The 17,765-nt window shown below is 70.5% G+C and carries 26 protein-coding genes and 2 tRNA genes; 13 read left to right on the plus strand and 15 right to left on the minus strand.

Going from position 1 to position 17,765, the window contains the following annotated elements; all coding sequences use genetic code 11:
* From P9K36_RS14780 to P9K36_RS14800, 5 genes are all read left to right on the plus strand, one after another.
* On the plus strand, nucleotides 1-621 hold the full coding sequence (locus P9K36_RS14780; RefSeq protein ID WP_278307228.1) for a hypothetical protein: 621 nt from the start codon (nucleotides 1-3) through the stop codon (nucleotides 619-621).
* Between the two features lies 1 nt (nucleotide 622).
* Complete coding sequence (locus P9K36_RS14785; protein ID WP_278307229.1) at nucleotides 623-1,507, plus strand: nucleotidyl transferase AbiEii/AbiGii toxin family protein; 885 nt, start codon at nucleotides 623-625, stop codon at nucleotides 1,505-1,507.
* Between the two features lie 118 nt (nucleotides 1,508-1,625).
* Nucleotides 1,626-2,498: a phage antirepressor KilAC domain-containing protein gene (locus P9K36_RS14790; protein WP_278307230.1), complete on the plus strand. Its 873-nt coding sequence runs from the start codon at nucleotides 1,626-1,628 to the stop codon at nucleotides 2,496-2,498.
* 88 nt (nucleotides 2,499-2,586) lie between these two features.
* A complete protein-coding gene (locus tag P9K36_RS14795; RefSeq protein WP_278307231.1) occupies nucleotides 2,587-2,916 on the plus strand; it encodes a hypothetical protein in 330 nt (109 codons plus the stop codon).
* A gap of 37 nt (nucleotides 2,917-2,953) precedes the next feature.
* Nucleotides 2,954-3,649, plus strand: coding sequence for a hypothetical protein (locus P9K36_RS14800; protein ID WP_278307232.1), 696 nt, complete (start codon nucleotides 2,954-2,956; stop codon nucleotides 3,647-3,649).
* Here P9K36_RS14800 and P9K36_RS14805 read toward each other — a convergent pair.
* The 9 genes from P9K36_RS14805 to P9K36_RS14845 all read right to left on the minus strand — a co-directional run bounded on the left by P9K36_RS14805 (nucleotide 3,646) and on the right by P9K36_RS14845 (nucleotide 8,773).
* Complete coding sequence (locus P9K36_RS14805) at nucleotides 3,646-4,014, minus strand: hypothetical protein (RefSeq protein ID WP_278307233.1); 369 nt, start codon at nucleotides 4,012-4,014, stop codon at nucleotides 3,646-3,648. The genes P9K36_RS14800 and P9K36_RS14805 overlap by 4 nt on opposite strands.
* 133 nt (nucleotides 4,015-4,147) lie before the next feature.
* Entirely contained in the window at nucleotides 4,148-4,537 is a 390-nt protein-coding gene (locus P9K36_RS14810; protein WP_278307234.1) for a hypothetical protein, read from the minus strand.
* Nucleotides 4,534-4,839 carry a hypothetical protein gene (locus P9K36_RS14815; RefSeq protein WP_278307235.1) on the minus strand — a complete coding sequence of 102 codons (306 nt, stop codon included), beginning with the start codon at nucleotides 4,837-4,839 and terminating at the stop codon, nucleotides 4,534-4,536. The genes P9K36_RS14810 and P9K36_RS14815 overlap by 4 nt, the downstream gene beginning before the upstream one ends.
* A complete protein-coding gene (locus P9K36_RS14820; protein WP_278307236.1) occupies nucleotides 4,830-5,174 on the minus strand; it encodes a hypothetical protein in 345 nt (114 codons plus the stop codon). The genes P9K36_RS14815 and P9K36_RS14820 overlap by 10 nt, the downstream gene beginning before the upstream one ends.
* Nucleotides 5,171-5,395 carry a hypothetical protein gene (locus tag P9K36_RS14825; protein WP_278307237.1) on the minus strand — a complete coding sequence of 75 codons (225 nt, stop codon included), beginning with the start codon at nucleotides 5,393-5,395 and terminating at the stop codon, nucleotides 5,171-5,173. Before P9K36_RS14825 ends, P9K36_RS14820 begins: the two co-directional genes overlap by 4 nt.
* Nucleotides 5,396-5,406: 11 nt before the next feature.
* The gene (locus P9K36_RS14830) at nucleotides 5,407-7,008 is read right to left on the minus strand and encodes an AAA family ATPase (protein ID WP_278307238.1); all 1,602 of its coding nucleotides are present in this window, start codon (nucleotides 7,006-7,008) and stop codon (nucleotides 5,407-5,409) included.
* A gap of 70 nt (nucleotides 7,009-7,078) precedes the next feature.
* Entirely contained in the window at nucleotides 7,079-7,594 is a 516-nt protein-coding gene (locus P9K36_RS14835; protein ID WP_278307239.1) for a hypothetical protein, read from the minus strand.
* Between the two features lie 120 nt (nucleotides 7,595-7,714).
* Nucleotides 7,715-8,131 (minus strand): hypothetical protein, encoded by a 417-nt coding sequence (locus P9K36_RS14840; protein WP_278307240.1) that lies wholly within the window; start codon nucleotides 8,129-8,131, stop codon nucleotides 7,715-7,717.
* Between the two features lie 57 nt (nucleotides 8,132-8,188).
* Nucleotides 8,189-8,773, minus strand: a complete 585-nt coding sequence (locus P9K36_RS14845; RefSeq protein WP_278307241.1) for a hypothetical protein — start codon at nucleotides 8,771-8,773, stop codon at nucleotides 8,189-8,191.
* Between the two features lie 324 nt (nucleotides 8,774-9,097).
* Here P9K36_RS14845 and P9K36_RS14850 point away from each other — a divergent pair.
* From P9K36_RS14850 to P9K36_RS14875, 6 genes are all read left to right on the plus strand, one after another.
* Nucleotides 9,098-9,174 (plus strand) — tRNA-Phe (locus P9K36_RS14850).
* 21 nt (nucleotides 9,175-9,195) lie between these two features.
* On the plus strand, nucleotides 9,196-9,357 hold the full coding sequence (locus tag P9K36_RS14855) for a hypothetical protein (protein WP_278307242.1): 162 nt from the start codon (nucleotides 9,196-9,198) through the stop codon (nucleotides 9,355-9,357).
* Nucleotides 9,358-9,364: 7 nt separating this feature from the next.
* Nucleotides 9,365-9,766 carry a hypothetical protein gene (locus P9K36_RS14860; protein ID WP_278307243.1) on the plus strand — a complete coding sequence of 134 codons (402 nt, stop codon included), beginning with the start codon at nucleotides 9,365-9,367 and terminating at the stop codon, nucleotides 9,764-9,766.
* Nucleotides 9,767-9,769: 3 nt separating this feature from the next.
* On the plus strand, nucleotides 9,770-10,225 hold the full coding sequence (locus P9K36_RS14865) for a hypothetical protein (protein ID WP_278307244.1): 456 nt from the start codon (nucleotides 9,770-9,772) through the stop codon (nucleotides 10,223-10,225).
* Nucleotides 10,225-10,437, plus strand: a complete 213-nt coding sequence (locus tag P9K36_RS14870; protein WP_278307245.1) for a hypothetical protein — start codon at nucleotides 10,225-10,227, stop codon at nucleotides 10,435-10,437. Before P9K36_RS14865 ends, P9K36_RS14870 begins: the two co-directional genes overlap by 1 nt.
* Before the next feature lie 184 nt (nucleotides 10,438-10,621).
* A complete protein-coding gene (locus tag P9K36_RS14875) occupies nucleotides 10,622-11,656 on the plus strand; it encodes a hypothetical protein (RefSeq protein WP_278307246.1) in 1,035 nt (344 codons plus the stop codon).
* Nucleotides 11,657-11,660: 4 nt separating this feature from the next.
* Here P9K36_RS14875 and P9K36_RS14880 read toward each other — a convergent pair whose 3' ends face one another.
* From P9K36_RS14880 to P9K36_RS14905, 6 genes are all read right to left on the minus strand, one after another.
* Nucleotides 11,661-12,014 carry a hypothetical protein gene (locus tag P9K36_RS14880; protein WP_278307247.1) on the minus strand — a complete coding sequence of 118 codons (354 nt, stop codon included), beginning with the start codon at nucleotides 12,012-12,014 and terminating at the stop codon, nucleotides 11,661-11,663.
* Complete coding sequence (locus P9K36_RS14885; protein ID WP_278307248.1) at nucleotides 12,005-12,181, minus strand: hypothetical protein; 177 nt, start codon at nucleotides 12,179-12,181, stop codon at nucleotides 12,005-12,007. Before P9K36_RS14885 ends, P9K36_RS14880 begins: the two co-directional genes overlap by 10 nt.
* 122 nt (nucleotides 12,182-12,303) lie before the next feature.
* Nucleotides 12,304-12,471: a hypothetical protein gene (locus P9K36_RS14890; RefSeq protein ID WP_278307249.1), complete on the minus strand. Its 168-nt coding sequence runs from the start codon at nucleotides 12,469-12,471 to the stop codon at nucleotides 12,304-12,306.
* Nucleotides 12,472-12,568: 97 nt separating this feature from the next.
* Nucleotides 12,569-12,644: transfer RNA gene (locus P9K36_RS14895), tRNA-Lys, on the minus strand.
* 100 nt (nucleotides 12,645-12,744) lie between these two features.
* Nucleotides 12,745-14,310, minus strand: coding sequence for a 2-isopropylmalate synthase (locus P9K36_RS14900; RefSeq protein WP_043757805.1), 1,566 nt, complete (start codon nucleotides 14,308-14,310; stop codon nucleotides 12,745-12,747).
* A gap of 341 nt (nucleotides 14,311-14,651) precedes the next feature.
* Entirely contained in the window at nucleotides 14,652-15,536 is an 885-nt protein-coding gene (locus P9K36_RS14905) for a hypothetical protein (RefSeq protein ID WP_278307250.1), read from the minus strand.
* Nucleotides 15,537-15,730: 194 nt separating this feature from the next.
* Here P9K36_RS14905 and P9K36_RS14910 point away from each other — a divergent pair, with 194 nt between their 5' ends.
* Nucleotides 15,731-16,459, plus strand: a complete 729-nt coding sequence (locus P9K36_RS14910; RefSeq protein WP_043757808.1) for a carbonic anhydrase — start codon at nucleotides 15,731-15,733, stop codon at nucleotides 16,457-16,459.
* A 100-nt stretch (nucleotides 16,460-16,559) separates the two neighbouring features.
* Nucleotides 16,560-17,669 (plus strand): 3-isopropylmalate dehydrogenase, encoded by a 1,110-nt coding sequence (gene leuB / locus P9K36_RS14915; RefSeq protein ID WP_043380654.1) that lies wholly within the window; start codon nucleotides 16,560-16,562, stop codon nucleotides 17,667-17,669.
* Nucleotides 17,670-17,765 lie beyond the last annotated feature (96 nt).

Consider the following 17,765-nt stretch of genomic DNA (forward strand, 5'->3'; position numbering starts at 1 on the left):
ATGTCCAGGCTGACCGATTACCTCTCCCGCCGCCCCGTCGCCCTCACCGGCGAGCTCCGCGAGGCCGGGATCCACCCCGACACCATCCGCGCCGCGCTCGACGCCGGCGTCGCCGTCCGCCCCTGGCACGGCCTGATCGCGACCCCCGAGGCCGCCGACCACCCGCGGTTCGAGGACGCCGCCATCGCCCTGTCGACCGGGGGCGTGATCGCCCGCCGGACCGCCGCCATGCGGCAGGGCCTCTCGACCGACCTGCCCGGCGCGACCGAGGTCCTGATCCCGGCCGGCACCCGCCGCACCGCGGGGGACCTGCCGCTCCTCCTCCTGCGCTCGCGCCTGCCCGAGAGCATGACCGTCGGCGTCGAGACCGAGGAGGTCCTCGGCGTCCCGTTCCGGATGACCGGCCGCGCCCGCACCGTCGTCGACCACTGGCGCGGCTGGCCCGTCGCCGCCCGGGCCGTCCCCCCGCAGCACGTGCAGGAGGTCCTGCAGACGTACCTGCAGGAGGGCGGCGACCACACCGAGCTCATCGAGGTCGGCCGCGCCTTCGGGCCCGTCGTCACCGACCGCCTCACCCTCGCCGTCGACACCTTCCTCAACCACCCGACCCGGAGCTTCTGACATGGCCAAGGACCCGACCCTCGCCGCCCTCCAGGCCGTCGCCAAGGCCAAGCGCCTCGACCTGTCCGCCGTCGCCCAGCGCTACGCCCTGGAGCGCCTGTTCGCCCGCGTGTTCACGTCCCGGCACGCCGACCGATTCGCCGCCAAGGGCGGGGCCCTCATGTTCATGGCCGAGGGCGTCGAGCCCCTCGATGGCCGGTCCACCTCCGATGCGGACCTCCAGCTCCCGGCGTTCGAGGGGACCATGGCCGAGTTCGAGGCCATCATGCACGAGGTCCTCGACGCCGGCGGCGGCGACGGCGTCGCCTTTGACCTGGCCACGTGGAAGGTCACGGCCGAGCGCGAGGCCGGCTCGATCGGCGGCGGGTCCGTCACCGTCACCGCGACCGTCGGCGGCCAGAAGGTCCGCGTGAAGTGCGACGTCGCCTTCGACGAGCGCAGCCGGGTCGCCGACCTGATCGAGATTCCGATGCCCTCGATCCTCGGGGGGGAGCCCGTCCGGATCCGCGCCGTCCCGTTCGCCCACACCGCGGCCGACAAGATCCAGGCGATGCTCCGCCACGGCCCCCGCAACCACCGCCTGCGCGACCACTACGACCTGTTCGTGATGCTGACGCACGGCCACGCCCGCCTCGATGCCGTGGCGGCCGCCCTGCCGGCGTCGCTCGCGGCGTTCGGCATCCCGCTGCCCGACGACGCCGACGGGATCCCGGCGCTGGCCGATGCCCACGTGGCGCCCCGGGCCCGGGCTTGGGAGGCGGAGCGCGCGTCCCGGCGGTTCGCGGTCGAGACGCCGGCGTGGCCGGAGCTCAATGCCCGTCTGCGCGAGCTCGTCGGGGAGGTGCTGGAGCGGTGCCACGCGGCCCGCCCGGGGCTGGCGGCCTAGGGCGTCCGACGCCCCGAAAACGAATCGCTAGAATCGTTCATGCCCCCCGCCCGAGGGGCGGCCCCCGCAGGTGGTGGAACACCTGGCAGGGGGCCTGACCGGACCAACGGAGAGACCCGTGATCCAGGCTGATGCCTACTCTACCACGCTGCCCGCGACCGTCGACGTCGCCGGCACCCCGCTCACCCACCATTTCGCCCTGACGCCCGTCCGGTCCGTCATGATCGACGGCGAGCCGTGGTTCGTCGGCAACGACGCCACCCGGGCGCTCCAGATCGCCGACGGCCGCCAGGCGCTGGACAAGCTCGACGAGGACGAGAAGGGGTGGTGCTCAATACCCACCCTTAGCTCCGGCCTGCAGCGGATGCGGGTCGTGAGCGAGGGCGGCCTCTACACCCTCATCCTCCGGTGCCGGGGCGCGACGACGCCGGGCACCCTGCCGCACCGGTTCCGGAAGTGGCTGACGGCCTCGGTCCTCCCCGAGATCCGGCGCACCGGCTCCTACGGCGCCCCGGCCGCGGCCTCGCCCGCCGGCATGTTGGAAGCCCTGCGGGATCCGGCCACCGTCCTGGCGCTCATCGCCCACCACGCGCAGGAGACGCTCGTCGCCCGGGCCGACGCCAAGGCCAAGGGCAAGGCGCTGATGGTGGCCCACGGCCGTATCGCCGAGCAGCGCCCAGCCGTCGAGGCCTACCACCGGCTCGCGGACGCCGACGGGACGTGGTGCATCACCGACGCCGCCAAGGCGCTGGGGATCCGCCCCAAGGACCTGTCGAAGCACCTCAGGGACGAGGGCTGGGTCTACACCCGCGGCGCCGGCAAGCGCCTCCTCGCCCACCAACACCGCCTCAACGACGGCAACCTCGTGCACAAGACCACGGTCGTAGCCGACGCCGACGGGGAGGACCAGGCGTACACTCAGGTGCGCGTCACGGCGAAGGGCTTGGCCAAGCTCGCGGCGGCGTTCGCGCCCCGCCTCCCGGGCATGTGAAGCGGTACCTGCAATCCGTAGCCAACCGCCCTTCGCTTCCATCAGGGCCGGCGGCACGCGCCCCGGCCCGCCTTCCCGGACACCGTCCATGGATGCCCTCGACCTGCTCGGCGACGACGTCGTCGAGACCCTCTGCGTATGGGAGCAGCGCGGCCGCTCGTGCCGCCTGCTCCTCACGTACGCGCAGACCGACGAGCTCGGCGTCGAGCCCCGGGCGTGGCTCCGCGTGGATCCCGCCCGGGCCGTATTCTGCGCCGTCTACCGGCTGCCCGGGGACCTGCACGCCCGCTACGCCGGCCGCACGCCGACGCCGGCGGATTACGACGACGCCCGTGCCGACCCGGCCGGCGTGGCGCTCGGCCTCATCCGCGAGGATCTGGCGCAGCTTGTGGACATCGGCCGCTCCACCGCCGAGTGAGATCGCCGGGCGGGGGTGTGCGCGCTACCTGTGGTGGATGATCTCTGACGCCGCCCAGGTCGCCGCTGTCTATACCTCGGGCGGGCTCGTCGCCTTCGTCATCGCAGCAGGCATATTTCGGCAGCCCCTTGCCAGGGCGATTGATCGCTGGAAAGGAGCGAACCTCGGTAAGGACCGGTCCATCGACCTCTCCGGGACGGCGCAGGTCGAGGCCCAGAAGAACGCGCCGCCGCCGGAGGCCGAGAGGCTGCCCGTGCCGGCTCCGGAGCCCGGTGCTCCTCTGCCCGCGCTACCGCCCCCGAGCCCGGTCTATGCCCCCATCGAAGCCGACCTGCGCCGACGCATCGAGCAAGCCGTCCCGGGACCGCTCGACGTCCAGATGGCGTGGGCGGTCCGCATCGCCGTAGCGGCTCAGGTCGAGGCAAATCACGAGCAGACGTACCGGCTCATATTCGGTAGCCAGATCCATGCCCTGAAGCAGTTAAACACGCTCGGCCCGCTTACTGTTCGGCAGGCGCGAGAGATCTACAACAACACGGCCCTGCGTAATTTCCCAGGAACCTTCAAGGATGAAGAGTTCCCGGCGTGGGGTGAATACCTTATGAACCGTGGTCTTGTCACGCTGGAGCCGGGCGAGCCAACTGAAAATACAAAGGCATTCCTTACACCGTTGGGGAAGGACTTCCTTCTATTCATGGTTGGCCGTGGGCTCACTGAATACAAGTGGGGCTAGTCCCCCGTCCCGATGTCGACGGTCCCCTGCGCACAGCCCGGGGCGGTCCCGAACACCTCCCCGCTGCGCTCATTCAGGACCATGCGGCCGACCTTCGGGACGTCGATGAGGATCAGGCCCATGCTTCGCGCGGCCGCCCCCGTCCCGGTCCGGGCGCGCCACCGGCCGGTGCGGGTGTCCCGCGTCTCGCAGCGCGCCGAGACCGCCCACTCGCCCGCCCCGATCCGCTCGAATGACAGCGAGGTCGTCAGCTCGTCGTGGCCGCGGCGCTCCGTCGTGCCGGCGTGCCAGCGCGCCTCGTCCATGGGGGCAGCCGTCGCCGTTCCGGCCACCGCGAGGCCGGCCAGGGTGAGGATGGTACGCATCACTTTGCCTCTTGTGGGTTGCCCTGTGCGCCCGCGGGCGGCCTACGTGCGGCCCCTGTCGTCCTGCGAACGTTTTGACACCGGCGGCACCGAATTCATGCGATCGGACACCGCCGCGAACGATGCGACACCGCTACCGGGGGTCGAGCCCATAGAACGGCAGGTGCGCGAGGTCCTCGTCCGTCGCCTCCCGGGCCTCGACCGGCTTCGGCGCCGGGCGGGGCGGCATGGGCGGGCCCAGGCGCACGAAGCCGTCGCTCAGGCGAACCCACCCGTCGCCTCGCGCCAGCACGACCTCGGTCGTCGTCCACCCGTCGAGCTGCCGGGGGTGTCCCTTGAGGTGGCCCATGAGGAACGGGGCGGTCGTGCCGACCGGCGTGTAGTCGACCCAGTACGACAGCGTCGGCGCCCCGGCGAGGTCCTCAGCCGACGGCGTCCAGCCCTCCGCGAGCCGGGCGAGGTCCTCGTCCCGGCGGCGGTTTTGCTCGGCGATCTTCGCCAGCGGCAGCCTCTCGAACCTCATAGCGGGACCCCTCTACTGAAACCCAGATCGATGCACCGCCCTAGTCTGAGGAGGCCCCACGCATAGCACCACGCCCAGCCCTGGATTTCGCCGCCCGGCTCGTCCTCGATCATCTGGATGGTGCTTGTCGTGATCCGGGACCCGTCGGGGTAGCGGGGGTGCCCCGAGATGATGCCCGTGAGCACGGCGCCGTCAGCCGCACGGTCGTCGGGCTCCAGGAGCCACTCGTCCAACAGGGGCGCCTGCGAGATCCTGTAGAGGTCGGCCGGAAGGCGGCCCGGGTAGCGCTGCCTCAGAGCCACCGGAGCCCCCATCCCAGCACCGGGCCCATGACTGGCAGCAGCAGCCTCTCGCACCCCGCGACCGCCCTGCCGTCGACGTTCACGAACGAGTCGTGCACGCACGGCTGGAACCCGATTGTCTCCCCCGTGTCATCGTCCCAGGTCTCGTCGACCAACGTGCCCCTGGCGAACGCGCAGACCGCGCGCTGGCCGGAGCGGCGGACGCGCATGACGGCCGGCAGGCTCACGATCAGGGAGACGTCGCGCATGCAGACCTTGTCCGCGTGCCCGACGACGCGGCCGCGCTCGCGCAGCGACCACATCCACTTCCGGCGGTTGTAGTAGACGTCGGTCACAGCCCGTCCCCCCATTCGAGCGGCGAGAACGCGAGGGCCATGGCCTCGGCCTCCAACGCCATGCGGAGGGCCACGTCGGGGGCGAGGCGTCCCTTGGCCTCCATGGCGACGATCCGCTGGACCCGCAGGCCAGCGCCGACGGCGCAGAGCCCACAGGACCGGCGGGACGCCCAGGCCGCCCGGATGCGGGCGAGGACGGCGGTCGGGGTGTCGTTCTGCATGTCGACCTCCCTCAGTGCCGGGCCACGGGGGCGCTGTCGCGCGCCTGGAGGATGCGGGCGACGAGCCGCTGGAGCCGGCGGACCGACCCTCCGCGCCACGCGTCCTGCAGCGCGGAGATCTCCTCCCTGTCGAGGTCGCCCCAGCGTTCGTCGAGCCCGAGCTCGCGGCAGGCTTGGCGGGCGAGCGCGGGGGCCAGCAGGCCGAGGTGTTCCGGCCCCGGCTCGCCGACGCGCACGACCGTCATGCGGTCGAGGAGCGAGCTCGCGACGCCGTCCGTGCTGTTGCCCGTGACGACGTACAGCATGTGGCTGTAGTCGACCTCCCCGAGGAGGTACGGCGAACGCCACGACCGAGCCGTCTCGGGTTCCAGAAGGCCGTGCATGAGGTCGTGGGGGTGACCCCCCGAGTGGCGGCTGCCTGCACACTTCTCGAACTCGTCTACGAGCAGCATCCCGCTCGCCTTGCGCGCCTTCGCGAGCAATGCCTCGATGGGCCCTGGGTGCGCCGATGACCATCTGATGGAAGTACCCCCAATCACCGACGAATCGCTCGCGGCGTCCAGGTTGATGCGGGCGAACGGGAGGCCGCTGGCCTGCGCGGCCAGCCGACTGATCAGGCTCTTTCCAGCGCCGGCGGGTCCGGCGATGTAGACCGACCCGTGGCTCCAGTGCGTCCGCCCGCCCTGCGTCGCCCGGACGGCGCGGATCGCCGGAGCGAGCCACGGCGCCTTCACGATCAGCCCCTCCTGCCACGCGTGCCAGTCCACCGGGACCGGTACCCGCGGCAGGGCAGCGCCCAGGGCATCCCCGAGCAGGCGCTTCACGTCCCGCTCGTTCTCCGACTTGCCGACGCCGGCGAGGATCTCTCGCGGGAACACCACGACGCCGGCGGACGGCCGCGCCGCGGGCTCGTCGAGCAGGTCGGACACGATGCGTTCGGCCCGGTCCTCGTCCCGGTCCCGGGGATCCAGGCCGGTGTCGTCGCGGACCTGCCCGAGCGGCGGTTCGGCGTCGACACCGCGCATGTACTCGACCGTCTCCGCCCGGGCGCACAGATCGAGCCAGCCGCTGTCGCGCGCCAGTCGGCGATGGACCGGCTCGTCAGCCCGGTAGGTCCCGAGAAGAATCTGGTGCCCGGTGTACGAGCACTCGGCCGCCGTCACCGCCAGCGCCCGCCGGCGAGCGTCGTCGACTTCCTCGATGGCGGCGACGTCGGCGATGTGCATGGCGATGCACGATGACGTGTAGTCACCCAGCCACATCGCCGCGAACCGGGCCCGGGCCGCGATCTCGCGGACGGCGTCGAGCACGTCCTCGGGGAAGCCGCCCTGCCGCACGACCGCGTCGCACGTGTCGGCCAGGGCCAGGACCGCCGGCAGCGTCAGGTCGGCCTGGATGACGGCGTCGAGTACCGCCTTGACCGACCCGGGCAGGCCCTTCCGCGACAGGCCGCCGATCCACGCCACGGTGTCTCGGTAGGGGTTGTGCCAGACGAGCGGCCAGCCTGTGAGGAGCTGCGCTAGGGTCGGCGGGTAGACGGTGGAGGCGGGAGGGGCGAGCGCGAGGTCGCCCGCGCGGGCGCGCTGCGCCCGACGCTGTGTGGCGTCGTTCATCTTCGGGGTTCCTTGGTCCGGAGCGCCGATGAAGACCGACGCCGAGGTGTGGGACCCTACAGGGCTCCCGTTAAGATTCCGTCTCCGGATCCTTGGATCCCGGGACCCGGCGCTGTTTTCGCGCCCACTCGATGAGCTCGCTGGCCTCCTCGACAATGGCCCTGGCCTTCTTGCCGACGACCGCGTCGACGCGGGGGCCGTACTTGAGTTCCGCGATGCCGCCGCGCAGGGACGCGACGGCCATGAGCATGTGGCCCATGGCGCGAGGGTGCTCGGAGGCCGCGCCCTTGGCGAGAAGGACAAGGACCCAGGGTGGCAGGCCCCACTGACGGATGCGGTCGCGGTTGCAGGTGCGGGCGTTCAGGCCGGTGACGGCGGCCAGGGGCTTGCTCCACTCGGGGCCCAGGATGCGCGAGGCGGCCACGTCGACGGCCTCGATCAGCGCCTCCGCGATGTCGCCGTGCGCGAGCTGGCGCCCGTCCACGTGCGCGCGGCGGTCGACGTAGACGAGCGGCCGGCCGTCCAGCAGGCCGACCGCGGTGCCGTCGTGCAACCCCTCGTCGAGGGGAACGAGTTCGATGATCATGGATCCCTCAGGGGGCGAGAAGGTCGACCGAAACGACGGGGCGGCCGCCGTCGTTGGCGACCGCCCACATGGCGAAGCGGACCGCGTAGACGCGGCCCGCGATGGTGATGGTGGTCCGGGTCACAGCCCGGCCTTCCGGAGCTTGGCGACGCAGCGGGGGCAGTCAGCCGGTTCGGCGCGGACGTCGCCCCAGCCGATAGACCGGGGGCCGGGCTTGGCTCCGCAGAGCGCCTTGTCGACGCCGGACCAGACCCCGCAGTCGTCCTCGGGGACGGCGTGGAGGCGACGTCCCCGGTCGCCCTGGTGGCCGGTGCGGAGCGTGCCCATCATGTCGGCCGAGCGCCACGCACTCCCGTCGGGGAGGATGTAGCGCGGGGCCGCGGCGAGGAACTCCACGCGCTCGGCCGCGAGTCTGATGGCGGCCTCGCGACCCCTGGCCTCGTAGGCGGCGGCGTCGGCGGCACGCTGCTCGGGGGTGCGGGTGTCCCGCGCCTCGGCATCGGCCGCGATCCTGTCGAGGTATCCGAATATGCCCATGGCGTGATCCCGGAAACGAGGACGCCCGGCGGGATTGCCGGGGCGCGGGCAGTGGGATCAGGCCGCGTCGCGCTCGACGACGTCATACAGGCGGCCGTTCTTTCCGAACGAGTACGAGTTCCGGCCGTGGGCGTCGTAGCCCTCGTGCCTGACGCGGTCGTAGAGGGCCCGGGTACAGGGCTCGGCGCGGTAGCCCAGGGTCGCCGCGTAGGCGTCGGCCACGGCGCGGTCCGGGAAGGTCTCGCGGCTGCCGTCGTAGGCCACGGTCCACTTGCCATCGGCGTCCTGTTCCACGGACGGGGCGCTGGTGCTGTTCCAGTGGTAGGCGTCGGCCAGCGCCTCCTCCTCGCTGCGGCCGATGCCCCAGATCGCTTCGACCTCGTTGGCGGTGAGTTCGGCCGGCACGGCGATGTAGAACCGCTGCGGGTTGAGGACGTAGAGGAGGTCCTCGCCGGGGACGGGGCCGAACTCGGCCTTGAGGCGGGCGAGGAGCTCGTCCGTGGCGGACTCGTCGTCGGCGCCCTCGGGGGTGTTGAAGGCGATGTGCTCGCCAATGGCCTGGGCGGCGAGGTCGCGGTCGATCTGGTTCTTGGCAGCCTTCCACGCGGCGATGGCGGTGTCGATGGTGATGCTGCTGGTCATCGGGTGTGCCTTCTTGTTGTCCCCGGACCGATGAGAACCGATCCAGTGTGTCTGTATTTAGCAGACACAGTTTGGATTGCAAGGGGAGTCCTGTGATCCCCGATCACACACCCGCCGGCTGCCCTAGACGAATCCCTGCCATCGCTGACCCTGCCGGCCTTCCTCCTGAGCCGGCCGGCCCGGGAGCCCGCGTCGGCCGGCGCGGGGGCCCATCCCAGGGGGCCTTGTCCCGGAACGATCAGGGGTCCTCACGCCAATGGGGCCCCTTTCTCGTGGCCAGGGGGGGGCTAGGCGAATCCGCAAAAGGTGCTTCGATCGGGGTGAGCCCCGGCAGCTGACCTGGTGACAGCGCCTGTCTGAAAAGCAGGAGAGGCCGGTTCGATTCCGAGCCCGGGGCACCAAGGTTTCAACGGGGCCGGCACGTGCGCAAGATTCTGGAGGAGGCCAAGGCTTTCGGGACCGTGATCGGGCTGGCCGCCGTCGGCGCCGCCTTCCTGCTGGGCATCGCCGCCTGGGAGCACATGAAGTGGAGCGACTGCCTCGCCTCCCACTCCGCCGTCTATTGCGCCGCCGCGCTGCAGTGAGGGCGTCGTGACCGAGGCCGAGAGCCACACGCTGGCGGGAAAGATCGCCGCCCTGTCGCCCAACGAGTCGGCCGAGTTCGACCGGTCGCTGATCGCCATCAAGGCCGAACGCGCCCGCCGCACGGAGGAGCGCCTCGCCGAGCTGCGGGCAAAGGACGACTGGGAACTGGTGGCGGACATCTGCCAGATCGCACGTCCTGATCCGGGCGAGGTCCTCGGGATCCTCAGGGACGGCGGTTTCGTCCGGGGCGGGCCTCTCCTGGCGATGCTTCGCGATGCCTACCGCTGGGGGTTCAGGGCCTCGGGCGAGGGCTGGAACTACGAGCACCAGGGGCCGCTGGTCGAGCAGGACGAAGCGTTTGTCCGCAAGATGGAAACCGACCTCGCCAGCTTCTCCGTGAGGGCCTGAGCCATGGGCACCTACTGGTACCAGCCCGAGGGTGGCGTCCTGCTGCCGGGAATCTACTGCGAAGACAATGCCGCGTTCGAGGCGCTCAAGCGCCAGGCCGGCGACCGGGTGGCGCCGGAAATCCAGGCGCGCCCGGAAGGCCGTTCCGTGGCGCACCTCGACGGAATGACGATCTCCATCGCGACGCCGCTTGAGGCCGAGGCCCTGCGCGCGCTGGCGAACGATCAGCGTGAGGCCCCGGCGAAGGCGCCTTCCCTCGATCGGGTGTGGGAGCGATGGCTGAAGGCGATGGCCGGGTCCTACGACGCGGCCGCCGGCCGGATGGTGGCCGCGGAACGAATGGCGGCGCGCCAGGCCCTGCGGGAGGCCGCGCGGGCGGTGCCCAGGCCGCAGCCCCAAGCGGATGGCCTGAACCGCCGGGCCCGGCGTGCCGCCGCGGCGATGGCGAGGAGGGCTTGATGGCCGCCCCCAAGAAGGACCTCGTGGCCTGGTGCGAGGAGCACGCACGCCTTCTGCCCGGGCGGCGCGACGAACCCCGCGATGGTTCGCTGCGCCTGTACCCGTTCCAGCAGGCCATCCTCGACGCCATGTCCGAGCCCGGCGTGAAGCTCGTCGTCCACAGACCCAGGCGGGACGCTGACCTACCGGCCGTGGGGACATTCCATGGTTGAGCGACCCACGAAACTGTTTGAGGTCGGCGAGTATCATGACGATCTTGGGGCTATTCACAGGCGAATGATCCGCGCCGCGAGCTCGCGATATCCACAGATACGCGGGTTATTATTTGGGGTCTGGTAGTGGAAATCCGTTAACCATGCCACCATGTGCCCGGCTTCAATGGCTGGGAGATGCCAATTGGCGAACCTCGACGCGCTTTTCGATAGAACGGGTGGCGGCTACTGGAAGTCCCGCTCCGACGACGAGTTGCTCCAGACACAATTTACGACAGACGATCCCGAGAGCCTCGAAAACGTCTCGGATGATCCGCCGCCGGACGAGGAGGCGGCGGTCGAATTAGCCTACGACGTCGCCGGTCGGGACGCAGGACGGGCGCAATGCGTGTTCTGTCGGTACCCCAACCACGACAAGGGCGTCGTCATGCTGTTCCGTTCCGGACAGCGCCGGCTGGTCGGACGCGATTGCGCCCGCAAACACTACGGCGTCGCCTTCGATGCCATGGCCCGAGATTTCGACGCCGCCCAGGACAGGGCCAGCTACGTCGAGCGCCAGCGGCGGGCGGTGTCGGAGCGGCACGACCTCGTCGGACTCCTGCGGGCCATGCGAGCCGACCCGGCGATCCGTGAGTTCGCGGATACCAAGCGCCGCCTTCGCGAATTCATGGGCCCCAAGCTTTGGGAGAAGTTTGTCCGGATCGCAGACCGCGGTGAAATGCTGGACGGTGGCCCCCCTGTCGCTGAGAGACACGGCATGCTCACGGTGCTCGTCGCATCGAGCGATCCGGGAGCAATCTCCGGGGCGGACCTCGTGCGGTCTGGCCCTACGGTCGCTCAGCGGTTGGAAGAGATTGAGGCCGAGCTAGAGGCGGTCATCGCTCGCCTGCGGGCCGCCGGCACAAACACTCGGGAGATCCGGACGGGCCTTGTCCGGCTCGTTGACCTTCTGAAGGCGGTCGAGGCCGAACGAGTGAGGATGCGCTCGGTCAGTGCGTTCTTTGAGGACGGGAACCTTGGTCGGATCGCACACTGGATGCGTTTGAACGGACGACGAGGCATCGCCGTGGATGTCCTGCCGTACCGTTTGGTCGACGATCTGAACCGGACGGAAATCGGGCCGCCGAAGGACTACCTGATCCCGGGCAAGGCCCTGATCGCGGCGATGCGTGAGGCGGTTGTGTTGGCGCCCCAGACAAAGCGTCGGAAGGCATCCTGACGGGCTAGGGCAGCTCCGCGAGCCCCTCCCGCACGGCCGCCTCGACCACCGCGCCCAGGCCGTCCGTCTCGTGCCCGTGCTCCCGGGTCTCGTACACTAAGGCGGGCTCGCCCTGCCTCTCGACGAGGACCGTGGACCGGCGGGGGCCGACCATCACGCGCACGGTGACGTCCACGTAGCGGCCGGCGCCGGGGCCGTCCTCGACGGGATAGAGAACAGCACGGGGGATGACGTCCGAGCTCAGGCACGCCTGGCGGAGCTCTCCCTCGTCGAGGCAGCCAGTAAGCTCCAGCGCCTGCGCGGTGGTGAGCCTACGGGCGGACCAGGCCACCAGCATGTCGTGGACGCTCATGGGCATGCCGGGCGCCCCTGCAGGGCCTCAGCTACGATCTCGGCGACCCGCTGGCCGGCGGCGGCCGCGATCTTTTCCGGCACCGCGACCACACGCATGCGCTCGCCCGGGGAGACGACCGTGACGCGGCCGGCGGCGTCGATGGTCACGGTGATTGCGAGGGCCTGTCTCATGCCGGCGAGACTCGCAGCTCGCCCCGTCCCCCGCAATCTGCGTGACGAATCTGTTCACTCCCAGCTCAAGGCGCAGGGGCGGGAGCCGTAGGAGTGACCTAGGACGAGAGCCGTCAGCCCACTCACGGAGCTTGGTAGACGCCCTTCGTCGCGTCCGACCAGCCGTTGTCCCAGTAAGCCTCTTCGGACTTCCCGCTGTCGCGGTAGGGGTTGGCGCTCTTAGGCCGGCCATCGCGCGCTGCGGCGTGACCCTGCTCGTAAGCCTGGCGCGTATCGTACGTGTCGCTCATAAAGATTTCTCCCGCCCAAACCCCGCCCAAGGCCCAGAGACGACAAAGGCGCCCCGGGGGCGCCTTGCGAAAAATCATTATGGCTGAGGGACTTGTTTGGTGGGCGCACTAGGGTTCGAACCTAGGACCCGCTGATTAAGAGTCAGCTGCTCTACCAACTGAGCTATGCGCCCGATCGCGTCTGCGACCGCCCGGTGGCCACCAAGTCCGTCCGGGGTGACGGGCTGATACCAACGCGGCCGGGGGGTGTCCACCCCCCGCCGCCGCTTTTTCTCATTCCGCCGCCGCATGCTGTGCATGCACGCGCACCGAATGGGCCGAGAGCTTGTTCAGCGCCGAGAGATACGCCTTCGCGGAGGCGACCAGCGTGTCGGGATCGGCACCGCGGGCCGTGACGCTGCGCTCGCCGTCCCGCAGGCGCACCGAGACCTCGGCCTGGGCATCCGTGCCGCCGGTCACGGCATGGACCTGATAGAGTTCCAGCTGCGCCTGATGCGGAACCAGCGCCGAGATCGCGTTGAAGACCGCATCCACCGGCCCGTTGCCGTCCGCCTCCTCGATCCGCGTGCCGGCCTCGTCGGCGATGCGCAAGGTCGCGCGCTGCGGCCCGCGGGTGCCGGCGATCACCGACAGGGAGACCAGCCGGATGCGGTCGTGGGCCGTGGCGAGGTTCTCGTCGACCAGCGCCTCGATATCCTCGTCGTAGACGTTCTTCTTGCGGTCGGCCAAAGCCTTGAACCGGTCGAAGGCGTCCTGGAACTGGTTGTCCGACAGGTGCAGGCCGAGATCCTCCAGCTTGGAGCGGAACGCCGCCCGGCCCGAGTGCTTGCCCATCACCAGGGAGGTCTTGGTCAGCCCCACCGAGGCCGGCGTCATGATCTCGTAGGTCTCGGCGTTCTTGAGCATGCCGTCCTGGTGGATGCCGCTCTCGTGGGCGAAGGCGTTGCGGCCGACGATCGCCTTGTTGAACTGCACCGGGAAGTTCGTGGCGTGGCTCACGAGCTTCGAGGCGCGGGTCAGCATGGTCGATTCGACCCCCGTCTCGTAGGGCAGCACGTCCGCGCGGGTGCGCAGGGCCATCACGATCTCTTCCAGCGCCGCGTTGCCGGCCCGCTCCCCGATGCCGTTGATCGTGCACTCGACCTGCCGGGCGCCCCCCTCGATGCCCGCCAGGGAGTTGGCGATCGCGAGACCCAGGTCGTTGTGGCAATGGACCGAGAACACCGCCTTGTCGGCGTTCGGCACGCGCTCACGCACATTCGCGAACATGTCGCGGTACTCGGAGGGCGTGGCGTAGCCCACCGTGTCGGGGAGATTGATCGTCGTGGCGCCGGCCTTGATCGCCGCCTCGACGCAGCGGCACAGATAATCGAGGGGCGTGCGCGTCGCGTCCATGGCCGACCATTCCACGTCCTCCACGAGGTCGCGGGCCTGGGCCACGGTCTTCAGGATGATGTCGACGACCTCGTCCTGGCTCTTGCGCATCTGGTGCGCGAGGTGGATCGGCGAGGTCGACACGAAGGTGTGGATCCGCGCCCGCTGGGCATGGCGCACCGCCTCGCCGGCCCGGGCGATGTCGGCGGGAATCGCGCGGGCGAGCCCCGCGATGGTGGCGCGCTTGGTCCGCCGGGCGATCTCCGACACGGCCTCGAAATCGCCGTTCGACGCGATGGGAAAGCCGGCCTCGATGATGTCGACGCCCATCGTATCGAGCAGCTCGGCCACCGCGAGCTTCTCGTCGAAGGTCATGGTGGCGCCGGGGCATTGCTCGCCGTCGCGCAGCGTGGTGTCGAAGATTACGATGCGGTCGCGGGCGGAGGTGGTGTTCGTCGTGGTCATGGCATTACCCTGTCGCGGGCCGCCCGGCTCGAGATGGCGCGGCGCGGCGTGGTGCCCTCGCGGGCGGATTCGCGAATGGAAGAACTCCCCTGAAGGCCCAGGCGCGCGCCCGGACGGCCCTCAGGGGCGGGTAAGCAGAAGCGGAAGAGCAAGCCCGGCGCGGCGCGCGCGCGACCGCGGCGCCGTCATGGCGGCGCGGGCGATCTCGGGCGCTGAGCCGGCTCTGGCCAAGGCTCGTCTCTCCTGTCGGCGACCCACGCGGGATGGTCTCACGGCGCGGTGCAGCCCGTAGGTATCCCCGGAACGGCCGGAACACAAGCGAGCGCCGCGCACCCGGTGGATCAGGAGGTGCAGGCACAGTCCGGAACCCGTACGGCCGGCGGATCCGCGAGAACCGCCGCCGCCAGATCGTCGTAGAACAGCATCTGTCCGGCGGCCCAGTCCTCGAATTCCGCCAACACTGTCGGATCGAAAAAGGTCAGGCGTCTGTCGGCGATCCGGATCCATCCGGCCGCCTCCGCCTCGGCGAGCAGGTTGCCGACATGCGCCCGGGACACGTCCAGCCGCTCGGCGAGGCCGCGCAGGCTGAGCGGCGCGGCCGGCGGCGCCCCGGGAATCGTGGCGGCGTAGTGGGCGCCGACGAGGGCGGCGAGCAGCGGGTAGCCGCAATCCCGGCCGGCGAAATGCAGCACCCGGGGGAACGGCGCGATGAGCGTCCCCTGCCGCAGCACATGGGCCGCCGACCGGCGGACGAGTTCCCCGAGCCGGCCGGGCCCGTCGAGTCCTTCCGCGCGGCCCGGATCGCGACCCGCGACGGCATCCATGGCGACGACGAACAGGCGCCCGGACCGGCCGATCTCGGTCACCAGGGCCGGCGAGGCCTGCAGGCATTTCACGCGTGCATCATCCGGATCCGCCACCGCCGTGACGAACCGCCCGGCCTTCAGGGTCGACACGAAACCGGCCGTCTGCCGGTGGCTCAGTCCGACCATCGCCTGGAGCGCCGTCAGGGTCGGACGGGGGCCGCCATGGTGGCGCCATGCGTAGTCGTTGTGGATCAGCATGAACGAGACCACGTAGCGCCCGATCTGATTGAGCAGCTTGTGACTCGGCCAAACAATCTGCGACGGCTCGATCATCCCCTGGCAGTAACCGGCGACCGCCCGACGGAAATCGCGCTCGGACCGAAGCAGAGCGATCCGGTCCCGAAAATGATCGTCCAACATCCGCGCCTCGCAGCAGCCGGATCCATGCCTTCGGGATGCCCGGCGCAGCCCCTTCGGTCCAGTATTTCCTGCAAAGTTTGGACTCGGCGGTGAAGATCCGCAGGGGATACGATCCGGAGTGCTCGGCCCGCTGCTGCCGGGACGAGCGGCTCGCCGGGCTCGGCCGGCAAGGACGACGAAGGGGACCGCCAAGCGTGTGCGATCTGCATCGACCCTCCCTCTCACGGCGACTCTCACGGCGCGGCCTGTTGACGGCCGTCGCCGTCGGCACCCTGGCCGGCGCGTCCGCACCGCCGTTTCGCGCCGAAGCGGCCTCCGACGGGGCTCGGTCGAAGGCCATCACGCCCGAGGAGGCTCTGGCTCGGCTGCTCGACGGCAACGGCCGCTACGCGGCCAACGCGCCCGCCAACAGGGATTTTTCGGCCGGTCGCGCGGCGCGGGCCGCGGCTCAGCATCCGATCGCCTGCATCGTCGGCTGCGCCGATGCCCGGGTCGCCCCGGACTTCATCTTCGACCAGGGACCGGGCGACCTGTTCGTCGTCCGCGTCGCCGGCAACTTCGTCAACACCGACGGCCTCGCCAGCCTCGAATACGGCGTGTCCGTCCTGGGCGCCCCGTTGATCCTGGTCCTCGGCCATTCCGAATGCGGGGCCGTGAAGGCGACGATCGACGTCATGCGGACCAAGGCGGTGCTTCCCGGCCATCTCCCGGTGCTGGTCGACGCGATTCGGCCCGCGGTCGATCTGGCCGCGAAGGCCCGGGCGCAGGATCCCCTCGCCGAGGCCATCGCCCAGAACGTCCGGCACACCGTCGGACGGCTGGAGCAGTCCGGGCCGATCATCGCGGAGGCCGTCGCCGCCCAGCGGGTGAAGGTCGTGGGCGGCTTCTACGACATCGCCACCGGCAAGGTCGCGCTCCTCTGAGAGGACGGACGCGCATCGACGATCGGGCCGGCGCCTTGCCAATGACGGGCCAGCCTCGATAAAGCCCGCCGGCACGTCGAGACCAACCCGCGAGACCGTCATGGCCAGCTACAAGCTCCTGCTCCTCCCCGGCGACGGGATCGGTCCGGAGGTGGCGGCCGGCATGCAGGTCGTGCTCGAGGCGCTCAAGGAGACCGGTCTCGCGACCTTCGAGACCGAGACCGACCTCGTCGGCGGCTGCGCGCTGGATGCCCATGGCAGCCCGCTCGCCGACGCGACCCTGCAGCGCGCCAAGGATGCGGACGCGATCCTGCTCGGCGCGGTCGGTGGGCCGAAATGGGCCGGCGTCGCCTACGAGAACCGCCCGGAGGCCGGCCTGCTGCGCCTGCGCAAGGAACTCGACCTCTTCGCCAACCTCCGTCCGGCGATCTGCTACCCGGCCCTGGCCGAAGCCTCGGCCCTGAAGAGGGAACTGGTCGAGGGCCTCGACATCATGATCGTCCGGGAGCTCACCGGCGGCGTCTATTTCGGCGAGCCGAAGGAGATCACCGTGCTGGAGGACGGCTCCAAGCGGGCGGTGGATACCCAGGTCTACACCACGGCCGAGATCGAGCGGATCGCCCATGTGGCCTTCGACCTCGCGGGCAAGCGCTCGGGACGGGTCGCCTCCGCCGAGAAGCACAACGTGATGAAGTCCGGTGTCCTCTGGAAGGAGGTCGTCACCAAGGTCCATGCGGAGCACTATGCCGACCTCCAGCTGGAGCACATCCTGGCCGACAACTGCGCCATGCAGCTGGTGCGCCGGCCGAAGCAGTTCGACGTGCTGGTGACCGACAACCTGTTCGGCGACGTGCTCTCCGACATCGCCGCCATGCTCACCGGTTCCCTGGGCATGCTGCCCTCCGCCTCGCTCGGTGCGGTCGATGCGGGCGGCCTGCGGCGCGCGCTGTACGAGCCGGTCCACGGCTCGGCCCCGGACATCGCCGGCCAGGACAAGGCGAACCCGATCGCCATGATCGGCTCGCTCGCCATGTGCCTGCGCTATTCCTTCGGCCTCGGCGACGCCGCCGACGCCCTCGACGGCGCCATCACCGACGCCCTGTCGGGCGGTGCGCGCACGGCCGACATCGCCGGCGAGGGCACGAACCCGATAGGCACCCGGGCCATGGCGGCGGCGGTGGCGGACGCGCTCCGCGCGCGCGTCGGCTGAGACAGGACTTCGGCGCGTCTCAGCATCGGGGTCGGTCCCCAAGCCGCGTGTTTCGACGCATGGCGGCCGGGCCCGACCTTCGCTATGACGCGCCCA

This window comes from Methylobacterium sp. 391_Methyba4 (assembly GCF_029691625.1).
GTDB lineage: Bacteria > Pseudomonadota > Alphaproteobacteria > Rhizobiales > Beijerinckiaceae > Methylobacterium > Methylobacterium fujisawaense.